This is a genomic window from Sinorhizobium sp. GQ132 (genome assembly GCF_059758575.1).
The window spans coordinates 690,086-712,356 of the sequence record NZ_JCAXDX010000001.1; the positions used below are offsets into that span (position 1 = coordinate 690,086).

General features: G+C 63.7%; 17 protein-coding genes and 1 pseudogene. 11 read left to right on the forward strand and 7 right to left on the reverse strand.

What is annotated here, in order from left to right:
* Nucleotides 1-141 precede the first annotated feature (141 nt).
* The 6 genes from AC6CIG_RS03140 (at nt 142) to AC6CIG_RS03165 (ending at nt 7,399) form a co-directional block, all read left to right on the forward strand.
* A complete protein-coding gene (locus tag AC6CIG_RS03140) occupies nt 142-1,416 on the forward strand; it encodes an ABC transporter substrate-binding protein (protein ID WP_102763755.1) in 1,275 nt (424 codons plus the stop codon).
* Nucleotides 1,417-1,510: 94 nt separating this feature from the next.
* Nucleotides 1,511-2,407: a carbohydrate ABC transporter permease gene (locus AC6CIG_RS03145; RefSeq protein ID WP_100671066.1), complete on the forward strand. Its 897-nt coding sequence runs from the start codon at nt 1,511-1,513 to the stop codon at nt 2,405-2,407.
* Entirely contained in the window at nt 2,404-3,222 is an 819-nt protein-coding gene (locus AC6CIG_RS03150) for a carbohydrate ABC transporter permease (protein ID WP_018096058.1), read from the forward strand. The genes AC6CIG_RS03145 and AC6CIG_RS03150 overlap by 4 nt, the downstream gene beginning before the upstream one ends.
* 8 nt (nt 3,223-3,230) lie before the next feature.
* A complete protein-coding gene (locus AC6CIG_RS03155) occupies nt 3,231-5,495 on the forward strand; it encodes a glycoside hydrolase family 2 protein (protein ID WP_498322294.1) in 2,265 nt (754 codons plus the stop codon).
* Complete coding sequence (locus AC6CIG_RS03160; protein WP_102761543.1) at nt 5,492-6,562, forward strand: ABC transporter ATP-binding protein; 1,071 nt, start codon at nt 5,492-5,494, stop codon at nt 6,560-6,562. Before AC6CIG_RS03155 ends, AC6CIG_RS03160 begins: the two co-directional genes overlap by 4 nt.
* Nucleotides 6,563-6,622: 60 nt before the next feature.
* Nucleotides 6,623-7,399 carry a pyrroline-5-carboxylate reductase gene (locus tag AC6CIG_RS03165; protein ID WP_102761542.1) on the forward strand — a complete coding sequence of 259 codons (777 nt, stop codon included), beginning with the start codon at nt 6,623-6,625 and terminating at the stop codon, nt 7,397-7,399.
* A gap of 6 nt (nt 7,400-7,405) precedes the next feature.
* Here the strand turns inward: AC6CIG_RS03165 and AC6CIG_RS03170 are convergent, their stop codons facing one another.
* Entirely contained in the window at nt 7,406-8,311 is a 906-nt protein-coding gene (locus tag AC6CIG_RS03170; RefSeq protein ID WP_102761541.1) for a LysR family transcriptional regulator, read from the reverse strand.
* Nucleotides 8,312-8,425: 114 nt separating this feature from the next.
* Here AC6CIG_RS03170 and AC6CIG_RS03175 point away from each other — a divergent pair, with 114 nt between their 5' ends.
* The 5 genes and pseudogenes from AC6CIG_RS03175 (at nt 8,426) to AC6CIG_RS03195 (ending at nt 14,387) form a co-directional block, all read left to right on the forward strand.
* Complete coding sequence (locus AC6CIG_RS03175) at nt 8,426-9,037, forward strand: glutathione S-transferase family protein (protein WP_102761753.1); 612 nt, start codon at nt 8,426-8,428, stop codon at nt 9,035-9,037.
* A gap of 241 nt (nt 9,038-9,278) precedes the next feature.
* Entirely contained in the window at nt 9,279-10,235 is a 957-nt protein-coding gene (locus tag AC6CIG_RS03180) for a pyridoxamine 5'-phosphate oxidase family protein (RefSeq protein ID WP_102761540.1), read from the forward strand.
* 155 nt (nt 10,236-10,390) lie between these two features.
* Nucleotides 10,391-12,508: a catalase gene (katE, locus tag AC6CIG_RS03185; protein WP_498322295.1), complete on the forward strand. Its 2,118-nt coding sequence runs from the start codon at nt 10,391-10,393 to the stop codon at nt 12,506-12,508.
* 25 nt (nt 12,509-12,533) lie between these two features.
* Nucleotides 12,534-13,613 carry an ATP-dependent DNA ligase gene (locus AC6CIG_RS03190; protein WP_102761538.1) on the forward strand — a complete coding sequence of 360 codons (1,080 nt, stop codon included), beginning with the start codon at nt 12,534-12,536 and terminating at the stop codon, nt 13,611-13,613.
* 28 nt (nt 13,614-13,641) lie between these two features.
* Nucleotides 13,642-14,387, forward strand: a pseudogene (locus AC6CIG_RS03195) (ZIP family metal transporter).
* Between the two features lie 29 nt (nt 14,388-14,416).
* Here the strand turns inward: AC6CIG_RS03195 and AC6CIG_RS03200 are convergent.
* The 6 genes from AC6CIG_RS03200 to AC6CIG_RS03225 form a co-directional block, all read right to left on the reverse strand.
* On the reverse strand, nt 14,417-16,960 hold the full coding sequence (locus AC6CIG_RS03200) for an NAD-dependent epimerase/dehydratase family protein (RefSeq protein WP_102761537.1): 2,544 nt from the start codon (nt 16,958-16,960) through the stop codon (nt 14,417-14,419).
* 140 nt (nt 16,961-17,100) lie between these two features.
* Entirely contained in the window at nt 17,101-18,120 is a 1,020-nt protein-coding gene (locus AC6CIG_RS03205; protein ID WP_102761536.1) for a carbohydrate kinase family protein, read from the reverse strand.
* Entirely contained in the window at nt 18,117-19,148 is a 1,032-nt protein-coding gene (locus AC6CIG_RS03210) for a beta/alpha barrel domain-containing protein (protein ID WP_102761535.1), read from the reverse strand. The genes AC6CIG_RS03205 and AC6CIG_RS03210 overlap by 4 nt, the downstream gene beginning before the upstream one ends.
* A 29-nt stretch (nt 19,149-19,177) precedes the next feature.
* Complete coding sequence (locus AC6CIG_RS03215; RefSeq protein ID WP_102761534.1) at nt 19,178-19,963, reverse strand: ATP-binding cassette domain-containing protein; 786 nt, start codon at nt 19,961-19,963, stop codon at nt 19,178-19,180.
* Nucleotides 19,963-20,862 (reverse strand): ABC transporter permease, encoded by a 900-nt coding sequence (locus tag AC6CIG_RS03220; RefSeq protein ID WP_245425067.1) that lies wholly within the window; start codon nt 20,860-20,862, stop codon nt 19,963-19,965. Before AC6CIG_RS03220 ends, AC6CIG_RS03215 begins: the two co-directional genes overlap by 1 nt.
* A 180-nt stretch (nt 20,863-21,042) precedes the next feature.
* A complete protein-coding gene (locus tag AC6CIG_RS03225; protein WP_102761532.1) occupies nt 21,043-22,056 on the reverse strand; it encodes a substrate-binding domain-containing protein in 1,014 nt (337 codons plus the stop codon).
* Nucleotides 22,057-22,271 lie beyond the last annotated feature (215 nt).

Consider the following 22,271-nt stretch of genomic DNA (forward strand, 5'->3'; position numbering starts at 1 on the left):
GGCTAACGTGCCTTCAAAGCACGCGTCGCAAGTGCCAAGTAAAAATTTACTGAAAATAATTGCGCCCACTCGAGTTTTGAGAAATACTCGCCGCCGGGACAGAGAGGACTGTCTCGGGGAACACGATTTCGGGAGGAAACAATGGACATTCAGGCGCGTGCCTATCTGCCGCGTATCGCCGCTCTGGCTCTCGCGGGCGCAAGCTTCCTGGGGGTTACCGCGGCGCAGGCCAAGGAAATCACCATCTGGTGCTGGGACCCGAATTTCAATGTCGCGATCATGAAGGAGGCGGGCGCCCGCTATACGAAAACGCATCCGGACGTCACCTTCAACATCGTCGATTTCGCCAAGCTCGACGTCGAGCAGAAGCTGCAGACCGGGCTTTCGTCCGGCACTGCCGACGCGCTCCCCGACATCGTGCTCATCGAGGATTACGGCGCTCAGAAATACCTTCAATCCTTCCCGGGCGCCTTCGCGCCTTTGTCCGGCACCGTCGATTATTCCGGTTTCGCCCCCTACAAGGTCGAGCTCATGACGCTCGACGGGCAAGTCTACGGAATGCCCTTCGATTCCGGCGTCACGGGTCTTTATTACCGCAAGGATTATCTGGAAGCCGCCGGCTTCAAGCCGCAGGACATGCAGGATCTCACCTGGGACCGCTTCATCGAGATCGGAAAGCAGGTCGAAGAGAAGACCGGCAAGAAGATGATGGGCCTCGACCCGAACGACGCCGGTCTCGTGCGCATCATCATGCAGTCGGCCGGGCAATGGTATTTCGACAAGGAAGGCAAACCGAACATCACCGGCAATGCGGCGCTGAAGGCGGCCCTCGAAACCATCGGCAAGATCATGCAGGCGAATATCTACAAGCCTGCCAACGGCTGGTCCGACTGGGTGGGCACCTTCACCTCCGGCGACGTCGCGACCGTCGTCACGGGCGTCTGGATCACCGGCACCGTCAAGGCGCAGCCGGACCAGTCCGGCAACTGGGGCGTCGCCCCCATTCCGGCGCTCTCGATCGAAGGCGCGACGCATGCCTCCAATCTCGGCGGCTCCAGCTGGTACGTGCTCGAAAGCTCCGAGGAGAAGGCGGAGGCCATCGACTTCCTGAACGAGATCTACGCCAAGGACATCGATTTCTATCAGAAGATCCTCCAGGACCGCGGTGCGGTCGGCTCGCTGCTCGCCGCCCGCGGCGGCGCGGCCTATGAGGCGGCAGACCCCTTCTTCGGCGGCGAGAAGGTCTGGCAGAACTTCTCCGACTGGCTGGCGAAGGTCCCCTCGGTCAATTACGGCATCTTCACCAACGAGGCGGACCTTGCCGTCACTGCGCAACTCCCGGCCGTGACGCAGGGCACACCGGTCGACGAAGTGCTGCAGGCGATCGAGGCCGAGGTCAGCGCACAGATCCAGTGATGCGGTGAATGGCGGCGGGCATGCGCCCGCTGTTTCCGGCCGCGGCTCTTGCCGCGGCCAAATTTCCGGCTGTCCGGCCTTCCAGGAGGGGAACATGGTTCGAGCGCGCCGCGGTATCGGCCGATATTACGACGTCAATGGCTGGCTGTTCGTCGCGCCGGCCCTCGGGCTGATCGCCCTGTTCATGGTCTATCCCATCGCGTGGTCCCTCTGGATGTCGTTCCAGTCCGGCCGCGGCATGACCATGAAGTTCGCGGGCTTCGCGAACATCGTTCGGCTCTGGAACGATCCGGTCTTCATCAAGGCCCTCACCAACACGATGACCTATTTCGTCGTGCAGGTGCCGATCATGATCCTGCTCGCGCTGATCCTGGCGTCGCTCCTCAACAACCCGCGGCTCGTCGGCCGAGGGGTTTTCCGCACGGCGATCTTCCTGCCCTGCGTCAGTTCGCTGGTCGCCTATTCGGTGCTCTTCAAGGGCATGTTCGCAACCGACGGGATCGTCAATTCGACGCTCCAGGCGATCGGTCTCGCCGCCTCGCCCATTCCATGGCTGACGCATCCCTTCTGGGCGAAGGTTCTCGTCATTCTTGCCATCACCTGGCGCTGGACCGGCTACAACATGATCTTCTATCTTGCGGCACTTCAGAACATCGACAAGTCGATCTACGAGGTGGCGCGCATCGACGGCGTTCCGGCCTGGGCGCGCTTCACCCACCTCACCATCCCTCTGCTGAAGCCCGTCATCCTCTTCACGACAGTCATTTCGACGATCGGCACGCTGCAGCTTTTCGACGAGGTCTATAACCTGACCGAGGGCAAGGGCGGCCCGTCCAATGCCACGCTCACCTTGTCGCTCTACATCTACAACCTGACCTTCCGCTTCATGCCGAATCTCGGTTATGCGGCGACGGTCTCCTATGTCATCGTCGTCCTCGTCGCGCTCCTCGCCTTCGTGCAGTTCTTCGCAGCAAGGGAGCGTGACCGATGAACGGATTTGGACGTTTCGCGGCGATGGCGGCCACCTATGGCTTCCTCGGCCTGATGGCCTTCCTCTCCGTCTTTCCGTTCATCTGGATGGTGCTCGGCGCAACCAATTCATCGATAGACATCATCAAGGGCAAACTCCTGCCGGGCGCAGCCTTTGCCACCAATGTCGGCAACTTCTTCACGCTGGTAAACGTGCCGCTCGTCTTCTGGAACTCGGCGAAGATCGCGATCCTTGCGACCGTGCTCACGCTCGCGGTCTCCTCGCTCGCCGGTTACGGCTTCGAGATGTTCCGCTCGCGAAGACGCGAGCGCGTCTACCGGGCGATGCTGCTCACCCTTATGATCCCCTTCGCCGCGCTGATGATCCCGCTCTTCGTCATCATGGGGAAGGCGGGTCTCATCAACACGCATCTCGCCGTCGTCCTGCCGACGATCGGATCGGCCTTCGTCATCTTCTACTTCCGGCAGAGCACCAAGGCCTTCCCCTCCGAGCTCCGCGACGCGGCCAAGGTCGACGGGCTCAAGGAATGGCAGATCTTCCTCTTCATCTACGTACCGGTCATGCGTTCGACCTATGCGGCCGCCTTCGTCATCGTCTTCATGACCGCGTGGAACAACTATCTCTGGCCGCTGATCGTGCTCCAGACCAACGAAACCAAGACGATCACGCTGGTCATCTCGTCGCTCGCCTCCGCCTACTACCCCGATTACGGCGTGGTCATGGTCGGGACGATTCTCGCGACACTGCCGACGCTAGCCGTTTTCTTCTTCATGCAACGCCAGTTCGTCCAGGGCATGCTGGGCTCAGTCAAATAGGAACGATGATGCGCTCTGTTACTTCCTTCAATAATTCGTGGGTCTTCTCCGAAGGCTTCGACGCCGCCGACGCCGGAACGCTCCGGGCGGGTCAGCCGATCAGCCTGCCGCACAACGCCGTCGAACTGCCGTTCAACTATTTCGACGAGACATGCTACCAGCGCGCCTTCACCTACCAGAAGGTGCTTGCCTGGCGCCCGGACTTCTCCGGCCGGGAGGTCTCGCTCGTCTTCGACGCGGCAATGGCCGATGCGGTCGTCTATCTCAACGGCGAAGAGATCTTGGCGCATAAGGACGGCTACACGCCTTTCGAGGCACGCCTGACGGACAGGCTCCAGGAAGGCGACAATCTCATCACGGTGAAGATCGACGGCAGCGAGAATCCGGAGATCCCGCCTTTCGGCGGCCGGATCGACTATCTGACCTATGCCGGTATCTATCGCGACGTCTGGCTGAAGGTCACCGATCCGGTTTCGATCGCCAATATCAAGATCGAAACCCGCGACGTGCTCTCCGACAACAAGGCCGTTTCCGTCCGGTGCGACCTTTCCAATCCGCAAGGGTTGCCCTTCTCGGGTACGGTCTCGGCGCTCCTCAAGAATGCGGCGGGCGAAGTGCTGGCCGAGGTCGCCGGCGAAACGGCCGGCGAGAGCCTCACCCTTGAGATGGAAGGCCTGAAGGGCCTCTCGCTCTGGGACATCGACGATCCGGTGCTGTACGAGATCGAAGCCGAGCTCCGGACCCGTCAGGGCTCCGACCGCTTGGCCTCGCATTTCGGTTTCCGCACCGCGGAGTTCACGACCGCAGGCTTCCGGCTCAACGGCCGCCCGCTGAAGATCCGCGGGCTGAACCGTCATCAGGCCTTCCCCTATGTCGGCTACGCCATGGGGCGCACCGCCCAGGAGCGCGACGCGGAGATCATGAAGCACAGGCTTCACTGCAATCTCGTGCGCACCTCGCATTACCCGCAGTCGAAATGGTTCCTCGACCATTGCGACCGCATCGGGCTCCTCGTCTTCGAGGAAATTCCTGGCTGGCAGCACATCGGCGGGGAGGAATGGAAACAGGAGGCGATCCGCAATGTCCGCCGCATGATCGAGCGCGACTGGAACCACCCATCGATCGTCATCTGGGGTGTGCGCATCAACGAGTCACAGGATTCGCACGACTTCTATGCCGAGACCAATCGCCTCGCCCGCGAGCTCGACCCGACACGGCAGACGGGCGGCGTGCGATACATTACCGACAGCGAATTTCTGGAAGACGTCTACACGATGAACGACTTCATCCTCGGCAACGAGGAGCTGCCCGGCTCGAACCGGCCGCGCACGGCGCTTCGCCCGCAGCAGGAATGCACCGGGCTTGCCCGCAAGGTGCCCTATCTCATCACCGAATTCGGCGGGCACATGTATCCGACGAAGATCTATGACCAGGAGCAGCGCCAGGCCGAACATGTTCGCCGGCATCTGGAAGTGCTGAATGCGGCTTATGGCGATCCCGGCATTTCCGGTGCGATCGGCTGGTGCATGTTCGACTACAACACCCACAAGGATTTCGGCTCCGGGGACCGGATCTGCTATCACGGCGTCATGGACATGTTCCGCGAGCCGAAATTCGCTGCTTATGTCTATGCCAGCCAGTGCGATCCCTCCGAGGAAGTCGTGATGAAGCCGGTGACCTTCTGGGCGCGCGGCGAGCGCAATATAGGCGGCGTGCTGCCCTTAATCGTGCTGACGAATTGCGACGAGGTCGAATTGAAATACGGCTCGCTTTCCAAGCGCGTCGGCCCGGATCGCGAGAATTTCCCGCACCTGCCGCATCCGCCGGTCGTCATCGACCACCGCCACTTCACCAAGGACGAGCTCGGAGTCTGGGGCATGAAGTGGGAAAGCGCGGAATTTACCGGCTTCGTCGCCGGCAAGCCGGTCGCCGATCTCCGCATGGCCGCCGACCCCGTGCCTACGACGCTTCACGTCGAGGCGGATAGCAAGACGCTGCGTGCGGAAGGCCGCGACAGCGTTCGCGTCATCCTGCGCGCGCTCGACCAGGCCGGCAACGTCCTGCCCTTCCTGAACGATGCAGTCGACGTCGAGGTTCATGGTCCGGCGCGGCTGGTCGGATCGGCCCGCCTCGTCCTTCAGGGCGGTTCCGCCGGTTTCTGGCTGGAGTCCACGGGCCCCGCCGGCGCCGTCGTCGTCTCGGTCGCTTCGACGCGCCTTGGCGCGGCGAAGCTCGAGCTCGTCGCCCTGGCGGAAGGAGCGGCGAGCGCATGAGCCAACTCCAACTCAGCGATGTCCGTAAATCCTATGGTGGCCTCGAGGTCATCAAGGGCGTCGATCTCGACATAAAATCCGGCGAGTTCGTCGTCTTCGTCGGACCTTCCGGCTGTGGCAAGTCCACGCTGCTCCGGATGATCGCCGGGCTTGAGGAGATCACCTCCGGCGACCTGACGATCGACGATAGCCGAATGAACGATGTCGATCCGTCCAAGCGCGGGATCGCCATGGTGTTCCAGTCCTATGCACTCTATCCGCATATGACGGTGCGCGAGAATATGGGTTTTGCCCTCCGCTTCGCCGGTGTCCCCAGGGCCGAGATCGAGAAGAGGGTGAACGAGGCCGCCCATATCCTGGAACTCGGCGCGCTGCTCGACCGCAAACCGAAGCAGCTTTCGGGCGGCCAGCGCCAGCGCGTGGCGATCGGCCGGGCGATCGTCCGCCATCCGAAGATCTTCCTCTTCGACGAGCCGCTTTCCAACCTCGATGCGGAGCTGCGCGTGCATATGCGCATCGAGATCGCACGGCTGCACAAGCAGCTCGCCACCACCATCGTCTACGTGACGCATGACCAGGTCGAGGCCATGACGCTTGCCGACAAGATCGTCGTCATGCGCGCCGGCGTGGTCGAACAGGTGGGCTCGCCCCTCGACCTCTATGACGACCCGGCCAACCTCTTCGTCGCCGGCTTCATCGGGTCGCCCAAGATGAACTTCCTGAAGGGCGTGATCGAAATCGACCAGGACCGGCCCTATGCGCGCCTGCCGGACCACGGAGACGCGAAGATCCCCGTCACCCTGCAGGCGGCGGCGGGAACTGCGGTGACGATCGGCATCCGGCCCGAGCATTTCAATGAAGACGGTCCTGCAGGGCTAGCCCTCACGATCGACATGCTGGAACATCTCGGCGGAGAGACCTTCGCCTATGCCCGCCACGGCAACGGCGAGCTCATCGTGGTCGAAACGAAGAACGGCCGCGGACTCAAGGCCGGTGACCGCCTGACGGCCCGCTTCGATCCGGTTTCGGTTCTGGTGTTCGACGGAGAGGGAAAACGGCTGCGTTAGTGACGCAATTTCCCGGAATTGTTCTAATGTCGCCGGTACGAATCAGGGGAGTGAACAGCGATGCGTATTGGCTTCATCGGCACCGGCGCCATCACCGAAGCGATGGTGACGGGCATCGTCGGTTCCGGGCTCGACGTCGCCGGGATCCTCGTCTCCCCGCGCAACCGGGAAATTGCTGCCCGGCTTGCCGGCCGCTTCCTGCTCGTGCGGATCGCCAAGGACAATCAGGAAGCGGTGGACGCGGCCGACGTGCTGTTCCTCGCCGTTCGTCCTCAAATCGCCGAGGACGTGATCCCCAAGCTCAAATTCCGCAAGGGTCAGAAGGTCGTCAGCGTCATTGCCGCTACCGATCGTTCCAAGCTTCTCGGCTGGATCAGCGAGGAGGTGGAGCTCACCCAGGCAATCCCCCTGCCCTTCGTCGCCGAGCGCGAGGGCGTGACGGCGATCTATCCACCGAACCGCGCCGTTGCCGCGATCTTTGCGGCACTCGGAACGGCGGTCGAATGCGAGACCAAGGAGGAATATGACCTGCTTGCCGTCGGAAGCGCTCTGATGGCGACCTGTCTCGGCATCCTCGACCGGACGACCGGCTGGTTCGCCGAAAAGGGTCTCGACCGCGACAAGGCACGCGCCTATATCGCGCCGCTCTTCGCCAGTCTCTCGCAGAGGGCGATCAGGGACGGGGGGACGCCGCTCGAAGAACTCGCCCGCGAATTTTCGACCGCCGGCGGATTGAACGAGCAGGTTTTGACGGACTTCGACCGCGGCGGCGGTCACCGGGCGCTGACGGATGCGCTCGAACGCGTGCTGCTGCGGGTGCGCGGCGACGACCGGTAGAGGTCTTCAAAGCTCGATGCCAAGACCCGCGTGGCGACGAAAACGCCCGGCGGCGAAGTCCACGAAGGCGCGCACCCTTGCAGAGACCATGCGGCCTTCCGCATGCACGATGTGGATCGGCACCGGCTCGCGCTCGTGGTCGGCAAGGACGACCTTGAGCCTGCCGGCTCTCACGTCGGGTGCCACCTGGTAGGACTGAAACCGCGACAATCCCCAGCCCGCCAAAGCGGCGGAGAGGACCGCGTCATTGGTGTTGCAGATGAGACGAGGGCTGATCGGAACGCGGATGCTGTTGTCGCGTCCGAAGAGCCATTCCGAGTGGCCGAAGAGGCCCTCTCGCCCGATGATGCGATGACGGGCAAGCTCCTGCGGGCTGCCCGGCTCGCCGAAGCGGGCGAAATAATCCGGCGAGCCGCAAAGCACCTGCCGGACCGAGCCGATCCGGCGCGCAACGAGCCCGGAGGGCGGGAGCGAGGCAATGCGGATCGCCACATCCAGGCCCTCGTCGACCAGGTTGGTCACGCGGTCGACGAAGACGGTCTTGACCTGCATTGCCGGATAGTGATCGAGAAAGTCGAGGATGACGGGGAGCACGTGGATGCGCCCGAAGAGCGCGGGCGCCGTTACCGTGAGCAACCCCGCAGGGGCGGTGAAGCTGCCCGCCGCATTGGCTTCCGCCTCGGCGATCTCCCCGAGGATACGCCGGCAATCGGCCACGTAACCTTCGCCCGCCGCAGTCAGTTTCAGCGAGCGCGTGGTGCGCACCAGAAGCCGCGTCCCGATCAGGTCCTCCAGCTTCGCCACCGCCCGGGTGACCGATGGCGGGCTCATATGCAGCACCTTGGCGGCCGCCGTGAAGCCGCCGCTTTCCACCACCTGCACGAAGATCCGCATCGCCTGCCAGCGATCCATCGAATGCTCCTCAATTATTTCATCAAGTGAAACGGTCTAGTGCCTCTGTCGGAGCTTATCAACTCCGTGGATAACAATCATCTTGGTTTCGTTCCATCATTCAACGAGGCCGACATGAAACTCTATCACCATCCCCTCTCCGGCCACGCGCACCGCGCCCGCTTGTTCCTCTCGCTGCTCGGTATCGAGCATGAGCTGGTGGTCGTCGATTTCGCCAGGAGAGAGCACAAGCAAGCGGATTTCCTGAAGCTCAATTCCTTCGGTCAGGTCCCGGTGCTCGACGACGGCGGCACGATCATCTCGGACTCAAGCGCAATTCTCGTCTATCTGGCAAAGAAGACCGGCCGCACGGACTGGCTGCCGGAAGACGCCGCGGGGGCGGCTGCCGTTCAGCGCTGGCTTTCGGTGGCTGCCGGCCAGATCGCCCATGGTCCGGCCCAGGCGCGGCTCATCAACGTGTTCAAGGCGCCCTACCGACCGGAAGAGGTGATCCCTCGTTCGCATGCGATCCTGGCGCTGATCGAGCAGGAGCTCAAAGGCAGAGGCTGGATTGCCGCCGACCGGCCGACGATCGCCGATGTCGCGCTCTACAGCTACGTGGCGCGCGCCCCCGAAGGCGATGTCGATCTCCAGCCCTATCCGGAGATCCGCGCTTGGCTCGCCCGCATCGAGGCATTGCCGGGCTTCGTCGAGTTCGCAAAGACGCCGGTGGGGTTGGCGGCTTAGCGAGCGTTATGACGACGTCCGCTTGCGGGAAGCCTTCTCGCACGGCACGTGCTTTTAAGCGTATCGAAGGACTGCAACCACCCTCTTCCCTGTGCTTGTCACAGGGATGAGAGCAGCGCCGCGTCTGCGGTGCGAGGAGTCCTTCAGCCCAATGACTTGGCCTGCTGGGTTCCTGGACAGGCACAGGAATGAGGGAGTTTGGGCCGGGGGCGGATGTTATCGCCCGCGAACAAGCCCCTAGATGCCCAACATTCACGCAACCAAGGAAACAATCGTCATGGAGGCTCCCATCCTCGCACATTCGCCCTGGCATGAGGGCGAAATCGCCCTGCAGAAGAGGCTGGGTGTGGAAACGCGCATGGACGAGATCGGACGCCGCGTCATGCGCGACCACCTGATCGAGCAGCACCGGGAATTCTATCCCCTTCTGCCGATGGTCGTGTTGGGCTCGGTCGATCGCGACGGCGACGCCTGGGCGACGCTCAGGGCGGGCGAACCCGGCTTCCTCCACGCGCCGGACGAAAAAAGGCTTACCGTCGAGCTCCCGCGGGAGCCGACGGACCCCGCCGAGGCGGGCATGGAGGACGGCGCTCCCCTCGCCCTGCTCGGAATCGATCTCGGCACCCGCCGGCGCAACCGGCTGAACGGCACGCTTAAGCGGCATGCCCGCGGTTTCGATCTCGGCGTCGACCAGAGCTTCGGCAACTGTCCGAAATACATCCAGCTCCGCCAGGCCCGTTTCGTGCGCGACCCTTCCGTGCCACCTTCCGTACCGCCCGTTTCCAGCTTCGGGCTCAACGCCGCCGCGCGTGCTCTGGTGGCGCAGGCGGACACGTTCTTCGTCGCAACCTATGCCGATCTCGCCGGCGGCCGGCAGATCGACGTCTCCCATCGCGGCGGACACGCCGGATTCGTGCATGTCGGGGAAGACGGCTGGCTGGTAATCCCGGATTTCGTCGGCAACCGCTTCTTCAACACGCTCGGCAACATCGCGCTCAATCCGCGCGCCGGGCTCACTTTCCCGGACTTCTCCACGGGCGGCCTCCTGCAGATGACCGGCGAGGCCGAGCTCCTGTCCGAAGCTCCGGACGGCGTGCCTCTCGACGGCGCCGAGCGCTATTGGCGTTTCCGTCCGCGCCGCAGCGTATGGCGGGCCGACGCACTACCTGTTCGCTACGACCTTGCCGGAGCGGGATGAGGAAAGTGCGTGCGGTTTTCCGACGGCATCCCGCTCCACCTCTTGGAATCGGCGGTAGCAGCAGGCCGGATGTCCGGGTAATTTTGGCGTGCAGGGGAACCAACCTCCCTCGCCAAGGTTACGTGCCCATCCGCCCCCGACCAAGGAGTGCTGCAATGGCCAAGAAACCCTCTGCGCCGAACAATACGAAACCGGCCACCATTCATGACCAGAAAGCGACACGCGGCAACGGTGGAGAACTTCACCAGATCGCCGAAGGCGACACGCCCGTCCTGACGACGGCTCAGGGCGGCCCCGTCGCCGACGACCAGAACAGTCTGCGCGCCGGAGAACGCGGCCCGACGCTCATCGAGGATTTCCACTTCCGCGAGAAGATCTTCCACTTCGATCACGAACGCATTCCCGAGCGCGTCGTGCATGCCCGCGGCTACGGCGTGCACGGCTTCTTCGAAACCTACGAGTCGCTTGCAGCCTACACCCGGGCGGATCTGTTCCAGCGACCGGGCGAACGAACCCCTGCCTTCGTGCGGTTCTCGACGGTGGCCGGAAGCAAGGGCTCGTTCGACCTCGCCCGCGACGTTCGCGGTTTCGCGGTCAAAATCTACACAAACGAAGGCAATTGGGACCTCGTCGGCAACAACATCCCGGTGTTCTTCATCCAGGACGCGATCAAGTTCCCCGACGTCATACACTCGGTAAAGCCCGAACCGGACCGGGAGTTTCCCCAGGCGCAGTCCGCGCATGACAATTTCTGGGACTTCATCAGCCTGACGCCGGAAAGCATGCACATGGTCATGTGGGTCATGTCGGACCGGGCGATCCCGCGCTCCTTCCGGTTTATGGAAGGCTTCGGCGTCCACACCTTCCGTTTCGTCAATGCCAAGGACGAGTCCACCTTCGTCAAATTCCATTGGAAGCCCAAGCTCGGTCTCCAGTCGGTCGTCTGGAACGAGGCCGTGAAGATCAATGGCGCCGATCCTGATTTCCACCGGCGCGATATGTGGCAAGCCATCCAGTCCGGCAACTTCCCGGAATGGGAACTGCATGTGCAGCTTTTCGATCAGGACTTCGCCGACAAGTTCGATTTCGACATCCTCGATCCGACGAAAATCATCCCGGAGGAAGTGCTGCCGACGAAGCCTGTCGGCCGGCTGGTACTCGACCGCATGCCGGAGAATTTCTTCGCCGAAACCGAGCAGGTCGCCTTCATGACGCAGAACGTGCCGCCCGGCATCGACTTCAGCGACGATCCGTTGCTGCAGGGGCGCAACTTCTCCTATCTCGACACGCAGCTGAAGCGGCTCGGCAGCCCGAACTTCACCCATCTTCCGATCAACGCGCCGAAATGTCCCTTCCAGCACTTTCAGCAGGACGGCCACATGGCCATGCGCAACCCGGTAGGACGCGTGAACTACCAGCCCAATTCCTGGGGCGAGGGTCCGCGCGAGTCGCCCATGAAAGGTTTCCGCCATTTTCCTTCCGAGGAGCAGGGCCCGAAGCTGCGCATCCGCGCCGAGAGCTTTGCCGACCATTACAGCCAGGCCCGTCAGTTCTTCATCAGCCAGACGCCACCCGAGCAGCGCCACATCGCCGATGCCCTGACCTTCGAATTGAGCAAGGTGGAGACGCCGGTGATCCGCGAACGGATGGTCGCGCATCTTCTCAATATCGATGAAACGCTGGGGAAAAAGGTCGGCCACGCCCTCGGCCTGGAGACGATGCCGAAACCGGCGGATGCGGCCGTTGCCACCCGCCAGGACCTCGACCCCTCGCCGGCCCTCAGCATCATCCAGCGTGGGCCGAAGCGTTTCGAGGGCCGCAAGCTCGGAATATTGGCGACTGACGGCGCGGACGCCGCGCTTCTCGACGCCCTGATAGCGGCTGTCGAGAAGGAGAAGGCGGTCCTCGAGCTGATCGCGCCGAAAGTCGGCGGCTTTACCGCCTCCGACGGAAAGCGCATCGCCGCCCACCAGATGCTCGACGGCGGCCCGTCGGTACTCTACGACGCGGTGGTCCTGCTTCCTTCCGCAGACGCCGTCGCGGATCTGATCGACGTCGCCACCGCGCGCGATTTCGTGGCCGACGCCTTCGCCCATTGCAAATATATCGGCTATGCCGGCGCCGCCGTTCCCCTTCTCGAGAGGGCCGGCATTGCGGAGCTGCTCGATGAGGGAACGATCGAACTCACCGACGCTGCGAGTGCGGCCGCCTTCCTCAAGGAGCTCGGCAAGTTGCGTGTCTGGGGAAGAGAGCCCTCGGTCAAGCTGAAATAGGTCGACGGCTTAGACGGAGTGGACGATGGCGTCGCCCGCACATGGAAAGCCGACGAAGAAGGCCGCTCCGTCAAGCGCGGCGAAGAAGGCAGAGGGCTATCCCCTGCCCGTCAGCACGGCGCCGATGGAAGCCCGTTCCGCGACCGGGCTTCCGGGCGGCGACGCATGGCAGTACGAGCCGAAGTGGGACGGCTTTCGCTGCCTTGCGTTCAAGTCCGGCGAGGAAGTCGACATAAGGGCGAAATCCGGCAAGCCGCTCGGGCGCTTCTTCCCCGAGATCCTCGCCCTGCTGCGCCGACTGGAGCCGGACATGTTCGTCCTCGACGGCGAACTGGTGATCGAGGTCGACGGGCGCCTTTCCTTCGACGCTCTTCAGATGCGCCTGCATCCGGCGGCAAGCCGCGTGCAGAAGCTCTCGCAGGAGACGCCGGCCAAACTCATCCTGTTCGACATGCTGGCCGGCACCGGCGGAACGGTCCTGACCGACCAGTCTCTGACAGCACGGCGCGCCCGCCTCGAGACATTCGCCAAAGAGAACGCGGCTGCGGAGATGCTCGAGCTTTCGCCCTTCACGCTCGACATTAAGGAGGCCGAGAGGTGGCTCACCTCATGGCAGGCGGGTGCCACCGACGGGGTCGTCGCAAAGCGGCGCGACGGCGCGTATGAATGCGGCGAGAGGGCAATGGTGAAGGTCAAGCGGCTGAAGACGGCCGACTGCGTCGTCGGCGGCTTCCGCTACGAGAGCGACAGTTCTTTGGTCGGCTCGCTTCTGCTCGGCCTTTACGACACCGAGGGACTGCTGAACCATGTGGGCTTTACCGCGACGATCTCGGACAAGGAGCGGCCTGCCCTGACGCGCCAGCTCGAAGCTTTGCAGGAGCCGCCGGGCTTCACCGGCAAGGCACCGGGCGGGCCCAGCCGCTGGAGCAGCGAGCGCAGCGGCGAATGGCAGCCGGTTCGGCCGGAACTGGTCGTCGAAGTCCGGTTCGACCATGTCAGCAACCGGCGCTTCCGCCACGGTACGAAACTCATGCGCTGGCGGCCGGACAAGGACCCGCGCCAATGTACCTACGAGCAGATCGTACGTCCCGAAGGATCGCCTTGAAAACCGAGAATCCGGGCAGCGATGAGCAATGATCTTCGCGGCAGCGGCGGCCGTCGCATCGCCCCTGGGCGGCCTGGCGGCGATCTCGCTCAGGCCGTCGAGCCTCGTGCTCTCGATCGCGGTCGGCTTCGCGGCCTGCGTCCTCATGGGCACCTTCGCTTTCGAGATGATGCCCACCTCCATGGAACTTGCGGGTCTTCCGCTTGCCGTTGCCGGTTTCTGCTCGGCCTGGTACTCGTCTATATTCTCGACCTCTACGTCAACCGCTGGAAAATGGCCGGCCGGAAGCGGATCAAAAGGCCGAGGTCGATCGGTTGCACCGGAGGCGCAAGCCTCGCGGGAGCAATCTGGCGGTGCTCGCCGGCGGCACGAGTGCGGAAGAGCTGATCGAAGGCATGACGATCGGCCTCGGCGCCACCTTCGAGCCGAAAGTGGCGCTTATCGTGGGCCTCGCCATCTGCATCGATAATTTCAGCGAAGGAATGAGCATCGGCGAATTGACGCTCGACGAGGAGCGGAAGAACGCGAAGCGCTCGGATGGACCTCCCTCATCGGCCTCTCCCTTTTCGTGTCCGCCGTTGCAGGGTGGTTCCTGCTGAAAGGCCTGGTCCAGCCGGTCACCGGTTTTCTCTTCGCGACGGGAGCGGGCGGGATGTTCTACCTGACGATTACCGACCTCGTGCCGGAAGCGGAGTCGCATCAATCCCAGCAGTCTTCGGCGATCGCCAACGCCGCCGCTTCCTGCTCGTCATGGTGCTTCCCCAGATGAGCTGACTGGACCACCGCGTCTTGAGGCGCGTCCGTCAGACGATCGCCCGGTCCCAGCCGCCATAATGTTCTTCGCTGCGCGTCCCGCGCGGGAGGCTGAGCGCGATCAGTGCCAAGCCGATCGCGACGTCGGCAAGGGTGGCGACCGTGCTGCCGCCGGCAAGCAGGAAGGGCGAGGCCGCCACCCAGGCGCCGAGCAGCACATTCAGGAAGCGCACCGGCCGGACGACCTCCGCCATGGCGGTGACGGCAACCAGGATCACGACGCAGCCGAGAATGTGGTCGCTGTGATAGAGCGGCGGGACGCTGCCGAACATCAAGGGCGTCGTCATCAGGACCGCGCCGAGTAATGCGCTGGCGACCAGCGTCCAGGGAAAGTTGACGCCGCCGACGATGAATTCCTTCAACAGCTCGGTGGCCGGGCGGTTGAGATCGGGCGCCGGCGTCTGATCCTCCGAAATGGCCGGGCCGCCCATCCAGAACGTCCGCCAGAACGGCTCGCCCGCCTTCCTTACGCGCCAGAGATACTGGATGGTGGCGAGCACCTCGTCTATCGAATAGGGGATGAGCACGACGGTGACGGCCGCCTGGATGATGCAGAGCGTACAGAGTGCGCCGATAAGCGGCGGCTGGATGATGATGAAGGAGACGCTGACGACGCCGAGGGGCACGATCAGCAGGCCGAAGAGGAGCACCATCCAGGGCATGGTACGCCAGCGGCGGCTGTCTCCGATCGCGCCGGCCAGAATGTCCAGCGCATAGGCGAAGGCGCCGAGGCCGGCATCGGCGATCGGAAAGCCCTTGGAAACCCAGGACGTCACGACCGCCTCGCTGCCGTTGCGGACGGGTGCCTCGCCAGGCCCGAAGAACGGGTCCCACAGCCCGTCGACATGGCCCATCTGATAGGCGGCGAGATAGCGCGAGACGAAGAGGCCGACGAAGGCGAGCGCGACGATCGGCATGCGCTGCGTGAAGGAGGACGGCGAATAGCTCCAGCCGAGGGGCCGGTCGTCGTCGGCCGCGAGCGCCCGCAGCCTTATTCCGGGCGTCGGCGGAATCATCACCGCAAAGGCCACGATCAGCATGCCGGCAAGCGTATCGATGGCGTAGGCCGCGGCACTCGTCGTCCAGAAGACAAGCGGAGCCAGCATGATCCAGACGCCGAGCGCGGCCGTGATCCATTGCGCATGAGACCAGCGCCGGTACATGCCGAAAAGCGCGAATGCGGCAACGAGCAATCCGGACAGGATCTCGCTTGTCCCGAGACGGGCATTGCGTATGGCGGGTTCGTCGATCTCGTGGCCGAGCGCCGGTGGCAGCGGTACGCTGACAGGATCGAAAAGGCCGAGCGTCGCCGGCGAGGAGACGAGCCACAGGCCGAGAGCGACATTTGCCAGCGGCGCCCAGAGCGTGCGCAGCCGGTGCTCTTCCACGGCAGCTTCGACTTCGGCGTCACTGCGCTCCAGCGGCTCCGCCAGCCTTTTCTCCGCCTGCTCGATCTCGGGATCCGAGGCGGCGACCACGGAGGGCTCCAGCTTGTTCTTCGCGTACCAGTCGGTCGGGTCTTGCTTCAGCCGCCGGATCATTTCCGGCAACGTCGCAGCCAGGCTGTGCCTCGGCTCCCAGCCGAGCTTGTTGCGGGCACGAGAGATGTCGATCTCGTAATGATCGTCCGAGTTCTCGACCATCCACGGCTTGATCTCCGAGTCCTGGTCGAGCACCTCGGTCTGCATCCAAGCCCCCGGCTTTGCGAGGCTCTTGGGCAGAGCGAGCGTGCGCCAGTCCTCGCCGTGGATCAGCCGGCCGATGCGCTTCTGCAAGTCGCCATAGGAGAGCGTTTCCTCCTCGCCGATCAGCAACGCGCAATCATCGGGCAAGTCGTTGCGACGGTCGACCGTGCGCGCGAAAGCCTCGACCAGATCGTCCTTGTGCAGATAGGGCTGGCCTGCGTCCAGATCGCCGCTGAACAGATAGGCGGTCGGGAGCCGCTCGAAGATGCGGGCGATCTGCTGGGCAATGAAAGCGGCTCGGCAGTCCTCGTCATAGACGCCGGCGAGACGGAGGGTCACGGTCCTGATCGCGCCGCGATGTCTGGCGATCACCGCCTCGGTCTCGGCCTTCGATTTGGGATAGGCCCAGGCGGGGTCCAGCGGATCATCCTCGTTGATCCGCGCACCCTTGGCCGGACTGGGCGCCTGCACCAGCAGCGTGCTTGCATAGATGAACTGTTCGGTGGGAAGACCCTGGAGCGCCTCCAATAGCCGGCGCGTGCCCTCGACATTGACGGCATCGTATTTGGGATTGTCCTTGCCGGTGGTGTCGTAATAGGCGGCGAGATGAATGACGGAAGCAAGGCGCCGGCCGCTGCGCTTACCCGCCGTCTCGATCGCCTCTCTCACGCTTTCGTCGGAGGTGATGTCGAATTTGATCGTCTCTTCGGTCTCGGACTTGCCTTTCGGAGGGGACAGGTCGAGCCCGATGACGCGATACCGGTCCCTCAGGCGATGCGCGATCGCCTGGCCCAGAAAGCCGCTCGAGCCGGTAATGAGAACGGTCGGCTGATTTGCATCTTTCGGCATGCCGAAGCAAACCGCGCTCAGGCAGGAAGGTTCCCGGTCGCGGCGTCATAGGTCAGCACTTCGCCGAGTTCAGGGGCAGAGTTTCGGATCCATTGCGCAGTCGCGCCCGCAGACACCACCAAGCCGGCTCGGCGCACCCATCAGTGGTCTCGGGGGCCCCATTTGTCCGCGAGTGCCAGGCAATCCTTCCAAGGCAAGACCGCGCCGGTAGTCGAGATGCTGCGCAAGGACGCGGCCGCTGTTGCATGCGCCAGCCGGAGAGCCTGCTTCACGCTCCAGCCTTCATGGATGCCGTAGAGCATCCCGGCAGCGAAGGCATCGCCGGCCCCGTTCGCCCCCTTGATCTCCGCCTCGGGGATGGCGACGGACGGCAGCACCACGCCTTCCCCCTCGCGGGTGACGGCGATGGCAAAGGCGGGGCAATGCACGGCGACAAGTTTCAGCGCGCCGCGCTCCAGCACGGCACGCGCTGCGCGCATGCATGCCGCCTGGTCGGGTGCGTCGCCCAGAATTGTTTCAACGCCGGCGATCGCCCCGATTTCCAGGTCGTTGACGATGAGGAAATCGAGATGGGGCAGGCAGGGCCCGACCAGCCGCGCCATCAAAGCGCGGTCGATGCTCGCCAGCTCCAGGTTGGTTTCGAGGCCCGCAGCGCGCGCCTTCTTGAGCACCGCCACCCAGCCATTCGGCTCGTTTTGCCAGGGAGCATCGAGAATGCGATGCACGCCCGGCAGGCCGAGATGCAGATAGCGCATGCGCGTTGAAGAGAATTCGAAATGATCCGGCGTCAGCAGCGCTCCGCTTCCGGCGTGAAAGATGTGCGTGCGCCGGTGGGAACGCAGCGAGACATAAGCATCGCAGAACTGGGTGGCGGCCGCCTCAGTCACCATCATCTGACTGATGTCGATGCCGGCGGCAGCTGCCGTCTCCCTCAGGTAGCGGCCGTCGTCGTCGTCGCCGACGAGACCTATCGTCTCGACGGGGACGGACGGGTCCAGATGCTTGATGTCGAGCGCAAGGTTGCAGCCCGAGCCCCCGCCGTGGCGTTCTTCCTCGAGAAGTTCGGCAAGGCCGTCCTCGCCCGGCCAGTGGCTGACGGTGCGGTTGTAGTCTGCGCACCACGTTCCGCCCGTGACGATCCCCCGCCGGCCACCGCTCATCTGCTCTCTTCCTGTTTGAGCACCGCTTCGGTGACGACGTTGTCGGCGGCGAGATCGCGCAGCGGCGTGATGCCTTCCGTGGCAAGACCCGCATGATAGGCTTTCACTGCCTCTGAGGGCGAGACCGTACCGGAGGCAACCTCGCGCAGCAATCGCACCATCGACAGCGGGTCCTCGGCAAGGTTGATCTTGCGCCCGAACAGCGCCACTCGCGCGCCGAATCGCTCGGCCTGGTGGAGCAGCTCGAAGCAATCGCGCGTCGTGCCGGCGCCGCCACCGAGCACGCCGACGATGACGCTCGGATCGTAGGAGGCGAGTTCCTCCATCGCTTTGGCTCCATTGAACTGGATCTTCAGAAACTGCGGCCGGTCTTCCCGGGTGACGCCGGCAAGGCAGCGCGTCATCACGTCGTTGACATAGTGGGGCAGTACCTCAGGGTCGATGCCGCAGGCGACGTTGGGATTGAAGACTTCAAGGAAATACTTGAACCTGTTGCGCGCCGCATCCTCGCGGAAGGCGCGGAAGGCTTCGAGCGCCTCATAGTCGCGGTCCAGATCGTTGTTGAAGGTGATGGAATAAAGACCGAGATCGGTGCCGGTGATCGGCGCGCCAGGCGCGGGATCGACGGACCCGGTCGTAACGCGCGAGAGGGAGGCGGTGCGGAAGGGGCGCGAGGCTGCCTTCACATAGGTCGCACCGCGGCCGACCCAGATGTCCGTCGTATCGTTGGCGCGGATTGCCGGCTTGACGGCACTGTCGCGATAGACGCCCATCTCGGTCAGCGCCTCCATGTTGGAGGCGGAGGTGAGCATGATGTCCACGATATCCTGCTCCACAACGGCGCGGATATTTTCGAGAAATTCGGGGCGGGTATAGTGGCGTGACCAGCTGCCGTCCTTCTCCCGCTTGGGACCGCAGGAGGTTATCGAGGGACCCATGTCGCCGTCCTTGGCGTCGGCGATGATGAAGTCGCTGCGGGTATATTGGCCAGCGCGGATGCGCGCGAGCTTCCGGTCGAGGCGATACATGGTCTCACTCCTATTTCGGGACAAGAGGGTCAGGCAGTCGCTGCGCCGGTCATGATGGCAACGACGTCGTTCATGGAATGGGTCTTCGGGGTAACCACGGCGGCGCGCCGGCCGAGGCGCATGATGTGGATGCGGTCGGCGATGTCGAAGACGTTCGGCATGTTGTGGCTGATCAGAACGACGGGCAGGCCGCGATCCCGTATCGAGCGGATGAGTTGCAACACCTGCCCGGTTTCACGCACCCCGAGTGCCGCCGTCGGCTCGTCCATGATCACCAGTCTGCGGGCGAAAAGCGCGGCACGGGCCACGGCCACGCCCTGCCTCTGGCCCCCCGAGAGCGATTCCACCGGATTGTCGATCGCCGGCAGTCGAAATTTGAGTTCTCCCATGGCCCGGCGGGCTTCCTCGCGCATGCCTTTTTTGTCGAGGCGGCGAAAAAGGCTTCCGAGAAGCCCTGGTGCGCGCAGCTCCCGGCCGAGAAAGAGATTGGCGGCGATATCGAGCGCAGGCGCCACGGCGAGGTCCTGATAGACCGTCTCGATTCCGGCATGGCGCGCATCGAGAGGTCCCTTGAAGTGGATCGGCACTCCGTCGAGCAGAATTTCACCGCTGGTCGGGCGCACGGCGCCGGTCAGGGTCTTGATGAGCGTCGACTTGCCGGCGCCGTTGTCGCCGACGACGGCAAGGATCTCGCCGGCCCTGAGTTCGAAGTCGACGCCGTCGAGCGCAGTGACGTGGCCGTAGGTCTTCACCACGTTGCGCGCTTCGAGAACCAGGCGCGCGGAAGGCTCTTCGATGGGGGAACCGGCTGGCATCAACGCTTCCTCCGGGACAGCTGATCGAGCGCGACGGCGATGATGACGAGGATGCCCGTTATGAGGTCCTGCCAGAGCGGGTCGATGCCTGCGAGCGTCAGGCCGTTGCGCAGAACGCCGACGATGAGCGCGCCGATCAATGTCCCTACGAGCCCGCCTCGGCCGCCGAAAAGACTCGTGCCACCGATCACCACCGCGGTGATCGAATCGAGATTGGCGCTCTGCATGGCATTCGGGTCCGCGTTTGGGATACGCCCGAGCGCGAGCCAGGCGGCAATCCCGTAGATGAGGCCGGCCAATACATAAACCGAGAGCAGGTGGCGCCGTACTGGGATGCCGACCAGCCGGGCGGCCTCGGCATTGTTGCCGATCGCATAGACGTGCCGGCCCCATTTCGTCTGGTTCAACAAATACCAGACGCTCGCATAGAGCATGAACATGATCAGCACGCCATAGGTGAGCACGAAGCCGCCTATCTTCATCGTATTGCCCGTCCAGGCCAGGAAGGGATCGCGTACCGGGAAGGCGCCACCCTCGGAAATGAGTCGCAGCGCCGCGGTCAGGATGCCGAGAATGCCAAGTGTGACGATGAAGGGCGGGAGCCTGAGGCCGCTGACGAGGCCCCCCGCGGCAAGGCCGGCGGCCGTGCATATGAGCACGGCAATGCCCATGGAGAGAACCGGATCATAGCCAAGATTGGCAAGCTTTCCCGCGACGATCGTTCCCAGCACGCATATGGCGCCGACGGCAAGGTCGATCCCGGCAGTCAGGATCACGAGCGTCTGACCGATCGCCAGAGCGCCTATGACGACTGTCTGCTGCAGGATGATCGACAAGTTGTGGGTGGCGAGAAAGCGGGGATTGGTCAGCGCGAAAATCACGCAGAATCCGAGCAGCACCAGAAGAGGTCCCGCCGACGGGCTGCCCAATATACGGGCTTTCAGGCTTCGCGGCGCCTCAGCTGGATATACGGTTGCTGTGTTCATGGACGTCCCGTGCCTCAGGGTTTTGTTGCGCGGCCGTTCGCCCGCGGGATCGCTGCGGCGCAGGGCGTCGCGCGATCCCGCCGTGGTAGCGGATCAGTCGCCCCAGCAGTTTTCGAGGCCCCAGGAGGTATCTTTCGAATCCAGCCCTTCGACCGGCTTGTCGGAAATGAGGACGGAACCGGTGTTGACGAATCCGCTCGGCTTCTTGCCGGTAGCCGCATATTCCACCACCGCGTCGACGCCCATGGTCGCCATCTTGTAGGGGAACTGCATCACCGTCGCGGCGATCTTGCCGTCCTTGACGTCGCGCACGCCGGCACAGCCGCCGTCGATCGAGGTCAGCATCACGTCACCTTCCTTGCCGAAGGCTTTGAGCGCCGCATAGGCGCCGGCCGCCGCTGGCTCGTTGATCGTGTAGACGGCGTTGATCTCGCCGTTCTTGGAGAGCAAATTCTCCATGCCGATCTGACCCTTGTCCTGCGCACCATTGGTGATGGCCGCGCCTGCTATGGAAGGGTCACCCTCGGCTATTCCGAAGCCCTTCAGGTAACCGTCGTGGCGGAACGTATCGACCGTACCGCCGGGCGTGCCGTCCAGCATTGCGACGACCGCCTGCTTGTCGCCCATCGCCTTGCGGGCGTAGGCGCCCTGCTGCACGCCGGCCTCGAAATTGTCCGTGGCGAAGGTGGCGTCGACCGCATCGGCCGGATCGGTCGCCGTATCAAGCGCGATCACCAGCACGCCGGCATCGCGGGCCTTCTTGATGATGTCGAGCATGCCGGAAGAATTGTTCGGCGTGACCAGGATGCCCTTGGCACCGGCGCTGATCAGGTCCTCGATGGCGGCGACCTGTCCTTCGTTATCGCCGTCGAACTTGCCGGCGCGGGCGATCAGCTTCACGCCCTTCTCCTTGGCACGCGCCTCGGCCGCCTGGCGCATCTTGACGAAGAAAGGATTGACCTCGGTTTTCGTGACCAGTCCGACGATTACCTCGCTGGCGGCGGCGGAGCCCGGGCCGAAGGCGAGGCCGAAAACGAGTACGCCGGCGGCGATGCCGCCCCGCAGGACGGCAGAGCGCGAGGACGCGCTAATATTGTGAAGTGCCATTAGATCCTCCTCCCAAATCCAAAGACGCCATGAACCCCTCCGGCTCTTTCGGCGTGGACGGCCTCTCCTCAAAGGCCACAGGGATTAACTCAGCCATTTTAGATAAAGTCAACTTAATATCGCCAATCTTATGTATATTTTTATACAAAACGGGCGACGAGGTTCTCGCGGAACGATTACCCGATGAGAACGGACGCGCGTCAGAGGCAGCGATG